The 12,064-nt window shown below is 58.0% G+C and carries 8 protein-coding genes and 1 pseudogene; 7 read left to right on the top strand and 2 right to left on the bottom strand.

Annotated features, from left to right (window positions below; all coding sequences use genetic code 11):
• The 6 genes and pseudogenes from L1249_RS16620 to rsd form a co-directional block, all read left to right on the top strand.
• Positions 1 to 446 (top strand): transposase (locus tag L1249_RS16620; protein ID WP_235253764.1); only part of this gene is annotated, 446 nt, incomplete at its 5' end.
• Positions 447 to 535: 89 nt separating this feature from the next.
• Positions 536 to 830, top strand: a pseudogene (locus L1249_RS16615) (peptide-methionine (R)-S-oxide reductase).
• A gap of 89 nt (positions 831 to 919) precedes the next feature.
• The gene (locus L1249_RS16610; protein WP_228168678.1) at positions 920 to 3,274 is read left to right on the top strand and encodes a Tex family protein; all 2,355 of its coding nucleotides are present in this window, start codon (positions 920 to 922) and stop codon (positions 3,272 to 3,274) included.
• Positions 3,275 to 3,416: 142 nt separating this feature from the next.
• The gene (gene gshA, locus L1249_RS16605; RefSeq protein WP_058578367.1) at positions 3,417 to 5,057 is read left to right on the top strand and encodes a glutamate--cysteine ligase; all 1,641 of its coding nucleotides are present in this window, start codon (positions 3,417 to 3,419) and stop codon (positions 5,055 to 5,057) included.
• The gene (locus L1249_RS16600; protein WP_058578366.1) at positions 5,054 to 5,554 is read left to right on the top strand and encodes a disulfide bond formation protein B; all 501 of its coding nucleotides are present in this window, start codon (positions 5,054 to 5,056) and stop codon (positions 5,552 to 5,554) included. Before gshA ends, L1249_RS16600 begins: the two co-directional genes overlap by 4 nt.
• Before the next feature lie 167 nt (positions 5,555 to 5,721).
• Positions 5,722 to 6,210: a sigma D regulator gene (gene rsd, locus L1249_RS16595; protein WP_044630363.1), complete on the top strand. Its 489-nt coding sequence runs from the start codon at positions 5,722 to 5,724 to the stop codon at positions 6,208 to 6,210.
• Positions 6,211 to 6,518: 308 nt separating this feature from the next.
• On the opposite strand, the gene L1249_RS16590 is transcribed toward rsd, so the two are convergent.
• Together L1249_RS16590 and L1249_RS16585 are read right to left on the bottom strand one after the other, a co-directional pair.
• Positions 6,519 to 9,596 (bottom strand): efflux RND transporter permease subunit, encoded by a 3,078-nt coding sequence (locus L1249_RS16590; RefSeq protein WP_235253762.1) that lies wholly within the window; start codon positions 9,594 to 9,596, stop codon positions 6,519 to 6,521.
• Entirely contained in the window at positions 9,580 to 10,671 is a 1,092-nt protein-coding gene (locus L1249_RS16585) for an efflux RND transporter periplasmic adaptor subunit (RefSeq protein ID WP_230835162.1), read from the bottom strand. Before L1249_RS16585 ends, L1249_RS16590 begins: the two co-directional genes overlap by 17 nt.
• Before the next feature lie 225 nt (positions 10,672 to 10,896).
• On the opposite strand from L1249_RS16585, the gene L1249_RS16580 reads away from it, so the two are divergent.
• Positions 10,897 to 11,871 carry a malate dehydrogenase gene (locus L1249_RS16580; protein ID WP_016913321.1) on the top strand — a complete coding sequence of 325 codons (975 nt, stop codon included), beginning with the start codon at positions 10,897 to 10,899 and terminating at the stop codon, positions 11,869 to 11,871.
• Positions 11,872 to 12,064 lie beyond the last annotated feature (193 nt).

The raw sequence follows: 12,064 nt of genomic DNA, 5'->3' as shown, positions 1-12,064 counted from the left end.
TGGCGAAACTTCACGCCAAAATCTCCGATTGCCGACAGGACAATTTGCACAAATTGTCCCGCAGATTGATTAACGAGAACCAAGTGATCTGTGTCGAATCCCTGAAAGTGAAAAACATGATCCGCAACCCCACGCTGAGTAAAGCGATTGCCGATGCCGGATGGGGTGAGTTCGTGCGCCAGTTGGCGTACAAGGCAGAATGGGGCGGACGCTCACTGGTCGCCATTGACCAGTGGTTCCCCAGCTCCAAACGCTGTTCGGGTTGTGGGCACACATTGTCGTCGCTGCCGTTGACGGTCAGGAAATGGAACTGCCCCGAATGTGGCGCAAACCATGACCGCGACCACAACGCCGCAACCAACATTAAAGCCGCCGGGCTGGCGGTGTTAGCCCTTGGAGAGAATGTAAGCGGCATGGCGTCAGTCTCCATGTCCTGTTCTCGGTGAATTGGGAATCTCCTTCCTTTAGGGAGGGGAGCAGTCAAATCTGCTTGTTTCTCTTTACTATCCAACCGTTGTCGATGGGAGTTATGCCAATGAAACGTCGTCACTTTTTAGGCTTAGCCGGCTTAACCGGCTTAGCGGGTGTTTTGCCGGGTGTCTCGTTTGGCTTTCCGCGCCTTGATCTTGAGGCTGCCCCAGATTTAGGTGCTGCGCGAAGAGGGGGTAGAGGCAGCATTCTCAAGCCCCTTGGATAAGCAGTACGATGAAGGCGCATACCACTGTGCAGGCTGCGATTTGCTGCTGTTCACCAGTGCCATGAAGTACGACCCTGGCACCGGCCTGCGTTGGTGTAATAACGGCGTTGTGCTGCGCTTTGTGCCCGCCTAACGTTGGGAGTAAAGGGCAATCCATGCCAGTCTAGGTGGTTTGTGGTACCTTGTCGGCACCTCGAATGCTGCATGAGTTAGTTGCACGTTATGGATGTCAAACAACGCATTACTGCACGCTTGGCCGAAGAGCTAAGCGTCCGGCCTGAACAGGTCGCCGCAACGGTAGAGCTTCTGGATGGTGGCGCTACCGTTCCTTTTATTGCCCGTTACCGTAAAGAAGTCACTGGCGCGCTGGATGATACGCAGCTTCGCCAGTTGGACGAACGCCTGCGCTACCTGCGCGAGCTTGAAGAGCGTCGTGAAGCGGTACTGGCCGCCATCGATGAGCAGGGCAAGTTAGACCCCACACTCAAAGCGACCATTCAGGCCGCCGATACCAAGCAGCGTTTGGAAGATTTATACCTCCCCTTCAAGAAAAAGCGCCGCACCAAAGCCCAAATTGCCCGTGAAGCCGGGTTAGAGCCCCTGGCGGATGCGCTGTTAGCGAATCCAACGCTTGACCCCGAAAGCGAAGCCGCTCAATACCTGCGCGAAGCCGAAGGGGATATCCCCGCCATTGAAGATGCCAAGGCGGCGCTGGATGGTGCCAAGCAGATTCTGATGGAGCGCTTTGCCGAAGACCCCGAGCTGATTGGTCAACTGCGGGAGCGGCTATGGCAAGAGGGCGAGCTCAGTGCGCGCGTGCTGGATGGCAAACAGCAGGAGGGCGCGAAGTTCTCCGACTACTTCGAGCACGACGAAAAGCTGGCGAAAGTGCCCTCGCACCGGGCGTTGGCCATGTTCCGTGGCCGCAACGAAGGCATCTTAAGCCTAGCGATCCGTTTGCCGGGCGAAGACGACGCACCCATTCATCCCGCCCAAGTGGCGATTGCCAAGCACGTAGGCATTAGTGATGAGGGACGCGCGGCGGATAAATGGTTAAGCGAAGTAGTTCGCTGGACCTGGCGCGTGAAGCTTTACACCGCGTTGGAAACCGAACTACTGGGCCGCCTGCGTGAACACGCCGAGCAGACCGCCATCGACGTATTTGCCGCCAACCTGAAAGACCTACTACTGGCAGCGCCTGCCGGGCAGAAAGTCACGTTGGCATTAGACCCCGGCCTGCGCACCGGCTGTAAAGTAGCGGTGATCGACGCCACCGGTCAGTTTATTGACCAAGCAACGATCTACCCCCATGCGCCGCAAAACCGCTGGGATGAATCCCTTAACGTGCTGGCCAAGCTAGTAAAACAGCACGGTGTGGAGCTGATCGCGGTAGGTAACGGCACCGCCAGCCGCGAAACCGACAAGCTCGCGGGCGAGCTGGTAAAAGCGCTGGCCCCAGCCCATCGGCTGAGAAAGGTAATGGTATCCGAGGCGGGCGCATCGGTGTATTCGGCATCCGAGTACGCCGCGCGGGAACTCCCGGATCTGGACGTGACGATTCGCGGCGCTGTCTCTATCGCTCGCCGCTTACAAGACCCTTTAGCCGAGCTGGTGAAGATCGAGCCCAAATCCATTGGTGTGGGCCAGTATCAGCACGATGTTTCCCAAGTGCAGCTCTCTCGCAGCTTGGAAGCCGTGATTGAGGACTGTGTTAACGCCGTGGGCGTGGATCTCAATACCGCGTCCAGCGCGCTGCTTTCCCGTGTGGCAGGCCTAAGCGCCGCTATTGCCGAAAATATCGTCGCTCAGCGCAATCGGCAGGGGGCATTCAAGAGCCGTAAAGAGCTGCTTGAAGTGAGCCGCCTTGGCCCGAAAACCTTCGAGCAGTGCGCAGGCTTTTTGCGTATTAGCAATGCTGAGAACCCGCTGGATGCCAGTGCCGTTCACCCCGAGGCGTATACGCTAGTGGAGCGCATCGCCAAACAGAATAGCCGTGATGTGAAAGGTTTGATTGGCGACAGCACGACCCTGAAAGCACTCAAGCCCGCCGACTTCGCTGACGAGCGTTTTGGTGTACCCACCGTGAGCGATATTCTCAAAGAATTGGATAAGCCCGGCCGCGACCCGCGCCCAGAGTTCAAAGCCGCTGAATTCCGAGAGGGCGTTGAAACCCTCAAAGACCTAAAGCTCGGCATGGTGCTGGAAGGAACCGTCACCAATGTGACCCACTTCGGGGCATTTGTGGATATTGGCGTTCACCAAGACGGCCTCGTGCATATCTCGGCGCTTTCCGACCGCTTTATTGATGACCCGCGTAGCGTTGTTAAGGCGGGCGATATCGTCACGGTCAAAGTGATGAGCGTAGACATTCCGCGTAAACGGGTAGGGCTATCCATGCGTTTGGATGACGAGCCGGAACAGCCCGATGCACCAGGCAGCACGGCCTCGGCAGCGCCGCGCAAACCCGCTCGCAGCAGCCGCCAAGGCGGGCAGCGCCAGGGCAATCAGCAGAGCGAACCCCCTGCTGCGATGGGTGCGCTTGGGGCTGCGCTGATGAAAGCCAAGCGGGGCAAATAGCCGCGCGTCTTGAATATTTAACCATTGTCGCCATATCCTGCTGTCTATTCTCGATGAGAAAGCAGGGTAATGGTTATGGCGATGCCAGCTGACTTCAACAAGGCCTGCTTAATGCAGGCCTTACTAACAAGGAGTGTTCACCTTGTCTGAACCTCTCACTGTGCCATCTTCGCTCACCGCCCAGGTAGAGCGGCTGCTGCCAAGCGCGCGACTTGGGCGCTTAGGGCGCTTGCGTCGCGGGTTGGAGAAAGAGGGTCTGCGTGTTGATGCCAACGGACATATTGCCCAAACGGCTCATCCGCAGGCGCTGGGGTCAAAACTGACTCATCCGCACATCACCACCGATTATTCAGAGGCGCTACTGGAGTACATCACTCCGGTGTACTCCGAGCCTAAAGAGGCGCTGGCGTTTTTATCTGATCTGCACACCTTTACCTATCACCACTTGGAAAACGAGTGGATCTGGCCGGGCAGCATGCCCTCGCGGCTTTCAGGTAACGATAGTGTGCCTATTGCGGATTACGGCAGCTCTAACGTCGGCACCATGAAGCATGTCTACCGTAAGGGTTTAGACGTACGCTATGGCCGTATTATGCAGGCCATCGCGGGCGTGCATTACAACGTGTCGCTGCCGGACGATATGTGGCACGCGCTGCGGGAAATGGAAAAAGCCACCAACATCCCGTTTAACGATTACCGCTCGACCCGCTACTTCGGGATGATTCGCCACTTCCGCCGCCATAGTTGGTTGCTGCTCTACTTGTTTGGCGCGTCTCCTGCGATAGACAAAAGCTTCCTGCCGAATGGTCAAGTGCCGGATAAGCTGCAGCCGCTCAGCGACGATACCTATTACGCGCCTTATGCCACTACACTGCGTATGTCGGATCTTGGCTATCAGAACAAAGTGCAGTCGCAGCTTAAAATTTGCTTCAATTCGCTGTCGAACTACGTCAACACGCTGCGCCATGCCATTTCCACCCCCTGGCCGGACTACGAAGCGCTGGGCGTGAGAAACGGCGACGAGTGGCAGCAGCTTAACGCCAATATCCTGCAGATCGAAAACGAGTACTACAGCGATATTCGACCCAAACGCGTAGCCAAGCACAACGAAACGCCAAGCCAGGCGTTGGAGGCCCGGGGCGTCGAATACATCGAAGTGCGCTGCCTGGATCTCAATCCGTTCGATCCGTTGGGCGTCACGGAATCCCAGATGCGCTTTGTCGACACCTTCCTGATGTGGTGCCTACTCAGCGACAGCCCCTGGATTTCCGATGAAGAGTGTGACCGCCTAGACGATAACCGACGGCTGGTCGTAGAGCGCGGCCGCGACCCGGAACTGCGCCTAACTCGCAATGGGGAATCGGTCACGCTGCCTGCTTGGGGCGAGCAAATTTTTGCTGAAATGGCTGAGGTGGCACGCTTGCTGGATGCTGTCGAGGAGGGCGAACCCCATGCAGCAGCGCTTGAAGCTCTTGCACCACGCTTGAAAGATCCTTCGTTGACCCCCTCGGCGCAAATGCTGGCGCGCTTGCAAGAGGGCAATGGATCACTAAGCGACACGCTACTGAGCATGGCGCAGGCCCAAGCCGATAAGCTGAAAGCCACGCCGATGCTGCGTTCCCGCGAAGCGCTACTCGCTCAACTGATCGACACCTCTCACCAGCAGCAGCGGGATATTGAGGAGGCCGACCAAGAGAGCTTTAGCGAGTTCCTAGAGAGTTATTTCACCAAAGCGCGAGAGTCTCGGGTGCTTTCTGCACTGCCACCCGAGGATGCGCAATGACATTGTCAGCCATTCGTCCGACGGCACTCGCCGGTGTCGCGTTTTGCGTACTGATGATGGCCGTAGCGCTGAGCCTTGAGCATATTGTGGGTTTAGAGCCCTGCCCGCTATGTATTTTTCAGCGAGTAGCGGTTATCGCCGCCGGGCTAGTGCTAGCTGTGGCAGCCATTCACAACCCTAAAGGGGGCGTGGGTAGAGGCATTTATGGCCTGTTAGGGTTAGCTGCCGTGGGCACCGGTGCCTTTATCGCCGGGCGTCATGTGTGGCTGCAGGGCTTACCAGCAGATGAGGTGCCTAGCTGTGGCCCAGGGCTGGATTACATGATGGATATCCTGCCTATGCAGGAAGTCGTCGCCATGGTGCTTACCGGCTCTGGGGAGTGCGCTGAGATCGACTTCATGCTGTTGGGGCTGTCACTGCCTGCCTGGACGCTGATCGGTTTTTTGGTGCTGGCCCTGGCGCCGCTGCGTATGCTGTGGCTAGCCATCAAGCGCTAGCCTAGTCGTTAGGCAGCCGATCTATCGACGGCTGTCTAACGCAAGCGTTGACTATCGAAGACGTACTCTCCAGTATCAAGGAAATCATTCCCGCCAGGATTGACAGAGGCAGAAGGAAAAGCGAGTCTAGCCCTGTTCAAGGCGGCTATCTGCAAGGAGAAAGCCCCATGCTCGAAGATTGCAAAAATGCCCTGGAGCGCTGGGGAGGCGTACACAGCTTAATTGATCGCTGGCTTGATCAGCGTCGCGCGCTACTCGTGAGCTTTATTGAACTAAAAGAAGCCTGCGATGCGGAGCTGGAAGCCGTGAGCAAAGCGCGCATTGATACCTTCAGCGAACTGCTGATGGACTATATCAGTGCTGGGCACTTTGAGATTTACCCGCAGCTTGCGGAAGAAGCGAAAGCCTTTAATGACGAAAGCGCGCTTCACATTGCCGCACAACTGCTAGAGCGCCTGGAAATGTCTACTGCCATGGTGCTGGAGTTTGATGAAGACTTCGTATCCCCGGTGCGCTGCCAACAAAACCTAGCGCGGTTACCCGCTTGGATTGACCGTCTCGCCAAAGGGCTCACCGAACGCTTCGCCCTGGAGGAACAGCTCATCGCACGCCTCCATGCAGCCCACAGCCCCCAGCAGATCAAATCTCCCGCTTAAGCCTCTGTCCTCGTAAGCCCCTTCACCCTGTGGGAGGGGCTTGTTGTGGGAGGGAGCTTTAGCTCGCGACGATTCAGGCACCAGTGCCTGCCCAGACAGTCGCCCAATAAATTGGCCTCCCACCGGTAGACTCAGCAGCTAATGCAAGCAGGCAGCTATGTGGGAGGGGGCTTTAGCCCGCGACGATGTGGACTCCCCGCCCGCTCAGGCAGTCGCCCAATAAATTGGCCTCCCACCGGTAGACTCAGCAGCTAATGCAAGCAGGCAGCTATGTGGGAGGGGGCTTTAGCCCGCGACGATGAGGCGATTCACTCAATACTCTTCTCTCGCCGTAAGCGACCTCCAATCACCAGCATGCAGGGGGTGAGCAGCAGGGTGAGGAAGGTGGCGAACGTCAACCCACCGGCGATGGCGCTGGACATTTGTGTCCACCACTGGGCAGACGGGGCGTTGAAACCTAATGCCGGGGCAAACAAATTGACGTTGACGCCCAACACCATCGGCATCAACCCCAGTACGGTCGTAATCGCGGTGAGTAGCACCGGGCGCAGGCGTAAACAGCCTGCTTCCAAGGCCGCTTGAGCGGGGGGCATGCCCTCGGCGCGCAGCTCGTTATAGGTATCGATCAAGACGATATTGTTGTTCACCACGATCCCTGCCAGCGCGATCACCCCCATGCCTACCATCACAATGCCGAACGCTTGGCCGGTGATGAGTAGTCCCATCAATACCCCTGCCGTTGAGAACACAATCGCCGACAGTACCAGCGCGGCTTGGTAGTAGCTATTGAACTGGGTCACCAGAATCAGTGCCATCAAGCCAATCGCAACCAAGAAAGCGCTGACCAGAAACTGCATCGACTCCTGCTGATCCTCTTGCTCACCGGCGACGTTAACCATCAAACCGTCGGGCAGTTGGCCTTGGCCAGCGTCCAATAGAGCGCGCAGCCGCTCATCGGCCAAGAATTCTGGAGCTAAGTCGGCTTCCACCGTAATAGCACGGCGGCCATCGATGCGGTTAAGCGTGCCCACTTTTGGTGCAGGAGTAATCTCCACAAAGTGCGAAATAGGCACCTGCCCGCGAGGGGTATTAATCGTCAAACGCTCAAGCTGGTTCAATGTGCGCCAGTTCTCCGGCAGTCGCACCCGAATATCCACTTCATCGTTCACCGTGGGCGGACGATAAGAGGCGATCTGAAGCCCGGTGGTGAGCAGTTGAACGGCACTGCCGATGGTGGTGATATCGGTTCCCATACGGGCAGCGGCTTCGCGATCCACATGCACCTGCCACTCGACGCCCGGCAGGCTGCGGTTATCCTGAATATCGGTAAAGCCGCCAAGGTTGCGCATCATCGCCGTGATTTGATCAACCCCTGCATCGGCAATGTCCGGGTCGGTAGCACTCACTTCCAGCACAATCGGCTTGCCGCCGCCGGGGCCCATCTCCTGCTCTTGAAACTCCAGGGTAATGCCTGGGATATCCTGGGTGCGCTCAGCCATATCCGCCAGAATGGTGCGAGCAGGACGGCGCTGATACCAGTCGATAAACTGGAACTGAAGCATGCCAATTACATCACTACCCATTTGCTGGTCGGGCACAGCGTAAGAGCGGGCGTAGAGCGCCTCCACTTCCCCCATACCACCCAAGCGCTGCTCCACGCGCTGCAAAATGGCATCGGTTTCCTCCGCCGAAAAATCACCGCGGGCGCGCACCAGTACCTGAGCGCTGTCCGGCTCCACGTTAGGAAAGAAATCCACGCCATGATTGAAGCGCGCATAGCCGGTGTAGAGTAGGGCAATCAGCAGTACCGCAAACAGCAGTACCCAGGCAGGATGCTGAAGCAGGCGGCTCAAGATCCGACGATACCCACGCCCAAGCGCTGTACTTTCATCTATCGGCCCGGTACCACTGGCATGAGAGGTGCGCGTGAACAGGCGGCCCAGCGTAGGCAAAAACACCAGCGCCATGGCCAGCGAGGCCAGCAAGCATAGAATCACCGTGGCGGGCAGGTACTTCATAAATTGGCCCACCACGCCCGGCCAAAACAGCAGCGGGATGAACACGGCGAGTGTCGTTGCCGTAGAGGCGATGACCGGCCAGCTCATGCGTGAGGCGGCATCGAGCCACGCTTGATGCGGCGCTTGGCCGTCGTGCAGATGCCGGTCGGCCAACTCGCTGACGACGATAGCCCCATCCACGAGCATGCCCGCGACCAAAATCAGTGCAAACAGCACGACAATATTGAGCGTAAATCCAAACGCCCACACCAGCAGAATGCCGGTGAGGAACGCTCCTGGAATGGTCAGCCCTACCAGCAGTGCCATCCGCCAGCCCATCACGGCCACCACTACGATGAGTACCAGCACAACGGCGGTTAACACGTTATTCAGCAGCTCCGAGAGCATGTTCTGCACGGTAACCGACTCATCCAGAATAGTGGTTATCCGTAGCTGTTCGGGCAGCAGGTCTTCCGCGAGTGCCAACTGCTCTCGCACTGCTTCAATGGTCGCGATGATGTTGGCCCCAGCGCGTTTGGAGATTTCCAGCACCACGGCGGGCTGGCCATCAATACGGGCAAATCCTTCGGCCTCTTTGTAGGTGGGGTGAATCCAGGCCACATCGCCAAAGGTGACCACTTGATCTCCTTCTACTTTCACCGGCATGTTCATCACGTCGTTTAACGACTCAATAATGCCGGGAACCTTTAACGCTAAACGCCCCGCGCCCGTATCCAGACTGCCTGCGGCGACCAAGCGGTTATTGCGTGATATCTGATTGAACAGGGTGTCGAAATCAACGCCGTAGCTCTCCAGCACCAGCGGGTCGACGACGATCTCCAACAGGTCCTCCCGTTCGCCAGCAATCTCTACCTCGAGCACATCGGCGATGCCTTCGATTTCCTCTTTCAAGCGCCGGGCAATCGTCATCCGCTCCCGGGTATCCAGATCGCCGGAGAGGCCGATACTCAGAACGGGAAACTCGGAGACGTTAACTTCCATCACCCGTGGCTCTTCCGCTTCATCGGGCAGGCTGCTGCGGGCAATATCGACGCGCTCGCGCACATCGGCCAGCGCGGTGTCTGGGTCAAAACCAGGGTCGAACTCAAGCGTCACCGAACCGTGCCCTTCACTGGACTGAGCGGTGAATTTACGCAGCCCCTCGATGCCACGCAGCTCCTGCTCCATGGGGCGGACCAGTAGACGCTCGCCATCTTCGGGGCTGACGCCCTCCAGCGCGAGAGATACGTAGATAATCGGGATCGTCACGTCGGGGTTGGCTTCTTTGGGAATCGCCTGCCATGCGGCCGTGCCCGCCAGTAGCAGCCCTACCAGTAGCAGCAGTGTGGTACGGGTATGGGTGAGGGCGGCATTAATTAACTGGCGCATGTCCACCTTCCTGGGCAGGCACGGGGGTTACTGCTTCGCCGGGGCGGACCAAGCCAGCCCCTAACGTAATGAGGGTGACCGGGTCGGGCAGGCCGCTGACATAGGCGCGCTGGGTATCGGCGCTAACTAGCTCGACGGCGGTTTGCACGACACGATCCTCGTCATCCAAGTGCTTGATGGCTAACTGGCCGCGCTCGTCAAGGCTGAATAACGCAGGCGAAAGGGTGTGCACTTGGCGGGGTGGCAATGTGATCGTGAACTCTGCACTGCCTCCCGCTAAGCGCAGGCGCTCGGGGTTGTCGAGTGCTACTTCGATATAGAACGTACGGGTCGCTTCTTCTGCACGGCTGCTGATATAGCTCACTTCGCCAGCGAGCGATCCACCGTTAAGTAGACGGGCCGTCACGGGTAACCCCACGCTTAAAGCACCTATCTGCTGCTGTGACACCCAGGCGGTACCGGTTAGGCGGCGATCATCAATCAAGCGTGCCCACTCTTCGCCTGGCTGGAGTAGGTCGCCAAGCTCTACCTGTGTTCGGTCGAGGGTGCCGTCAAATGGGGCAGTGGGCCGGGTGTCTTGCAGCTGTTTCTCTAGCTGCGCCACCTGCGCCGCGCTGGCGCTGAGCGCGCTTTGCAGGCGCAGCAGCTCCGGCTGGGAAATTAGCTCACGACGGCGCAGGCTCTGGGCACCGGCGTACTCGGCTTCGGCCAGCGCTAGTTCATCTCTGGCCTGCCGCAAGCGTTCGGGCAGGGCATCGTTATCCAGCACTAGTAGCGTTTCGCCCTGGCGCACGCTCTCTCCTTGCTTGACCGGCTTCTCTGCGACGTAACCCGCGACGTTGGCACGCAGCACTGTCTCACGCTCAGCGGTGAGCTGGCCCTGTAGCACCTGCTGGGGAATATACGGCGTGCTCTGCTGAGTGCTTACCTCGACGCGGGGGAGGGCCTCGGCTTGCTCTGCTGTGCTTTCAGGAGGTGAAGATTGAAACTGCTGAAAATCGCCAACGGCCAGCCATACCACTAACGCCAGCACCAGCAGGCTAGCCAGCGCGTAAGAGGGGGGAATTCGTCGCATGGAAAGTCACTGTTCCAAGGGAATGACAAAATAGATAGCGCGGTAAGGATGGTACCGCAGCCCGTCACACCATAGCGTAACTGGCCGTTTTCAGCGAGTATCAAGCCCGCGTGCAAATGGGTAGTCGTCTCATGTCTGATTGAGTTTTTGAGCGTCTGGGCATACCATCATGGCGCTATTCTTTACCAGGCGAACCTCCATTAGGCGAACCATCAAGGAGCAATGATGAAAGATCCAGTACGTATTGCGATTACCGGCGGTGCCGGCCAGATCAGCTACTCTCTTATTTTCCGTATTGCCGCTGGCGACATGCTAGGGCCGGATCAGCCTGTCATTCTCCAGCTTCTCGAAATTCCTCAAGCGATGGACGCGCTGAACGGCGTCGTGATGGAAGTTAACGACTGTGCGTTCCCGCTGGTGCAAGACATCGTTGCCACCGACGACCCGAACGTTGCCTTTAAAGATGCTGACTTCGCTCTGCTGGTAGGTGCACGTCCGCGTGGCCCGGGTATGGAGCGTAAAGATCTGCTGGAAGCCAACGCCGCGATCTTCTCTGTACAGGGTAAAGCACTGAACGACCATGCTAGCCGTGATGTGAAAGTGCTGGTCGTCGGCAACCCGGCCAACACCAACGCGCTGATTGCTTCCTGCAACGCGCCGGATCTGGACGCTGGTCAGTTCACTGCCATGACGCGTCTGGACCATAACCGCGCGCTGACACAGCTGGCTCAGAAAACCGGCAAGCACGTCACCGACGTTGAAAACATGATCATCTGGGGCAACCATAGTGCCACCCAGTACCCGGATCTGGCCCAGTGCAAAGTAGACGGCAAAGCCGCTTTCGATCTGGTTGAGCGTGACTGGTACGAAAACGACTTCATCCCGACTGTGCAGCAGCGCGGTGCCGCGATCATCAAAGCGCGCGGTGCTTCCTCTGCCGCTTCTGCTGCGTCATCTGCCATCGACCACATGCGCGATTGGGCGCTGGGTTGCGACGGCATCGTCAGCATGGCGATTCCCTCCGACGGCAGCTACGGCATTGCCGAAGGCATCATCTACTCCTACCCGGTGCGCTGCCAGGGTGGCAAATATGAAATCGTCCAAGGCTTCGAACTGGACGCGTTCAGCAAAGAGAAGATGCAAGCCACCGAAAAAGAACTGCGTGAAGAGCGCGCTGCCGTTGAGCACCTGCTCGGCTAAACGCGCCTGCTAAGCGCTTTTTATAAGCGCTTAGTCACGCAAAACCCCGCAAGATTTCTTGCGGGGTTTTTTTGTTTGCCCGGCGAAGCCGGCAAACCCGGCCATCTGAAAGAAGATGGCGTCACCCCGACTGAGGGGAAGACAATCCGACTGGCAAGGGCGTCACTGGCCAACGGTGGGGTCTGAAGGAAGC

Source organism: Halomonas sp. Cn5-12, from assembly GCF_021532545.1.
Lineage (GTDB): Bacteria > Pseudomonadota > Gammaproteobacteria > Pseudomonadales > Halomonadaceae > Vreelandella > Vreelandella aquamarina.
Note: the sequence above shows the minus strand (reverse complement) of the source record. Positions and strands in the feature narration are given on the sequence as shown.

Excerpts from the sequence above, each read along its gene's own strand:
- L1249_RS16610 (WP_228168678.1), top strand. The coding sequence starts at position 920 with ATGGATGTCAAACAACGCATTACTGCACGCTTGGCCGAAGAGCTAAGC.
- rsd (WP_044630363.1), top strand. The coding sequence starts at position 5,722 with ATGCTCGAAGATTGCAAAAATGCCCTGGAGCGCTGGGGAGGCGTACAC.
- L1249_RS16580 (WP_016913321.1), top strand. The coding sequence starts at position 10,897 with ATGAAAGATCCAGTACGTATTGCGATTACCGGCGGTGCCGGCCAGATC.
- L1249_RS16585 (WP_230835162.1), bottom strand. The coding sequence starts at position 10,671 with ATGCGACGAATTCCCCCCTCTTACGCGCTGGCTAGCCTGCTGGTGCTG.
- L1249_RS16600 (WP_058578366.1), top strand. The coding sequence starts at position 5,054 with ATGACATTGTCAGCCATTCGTCCGACGGCACTCGCCGGTGTCGCGTTT.
- L1249_RS16590 (WP_235253762.1), bottom strand. The coding sequence starts at position 9,596 with ATGCGCCAGTTAATTAATGCCGCCCTCACCCATACCCGTACCACACTG.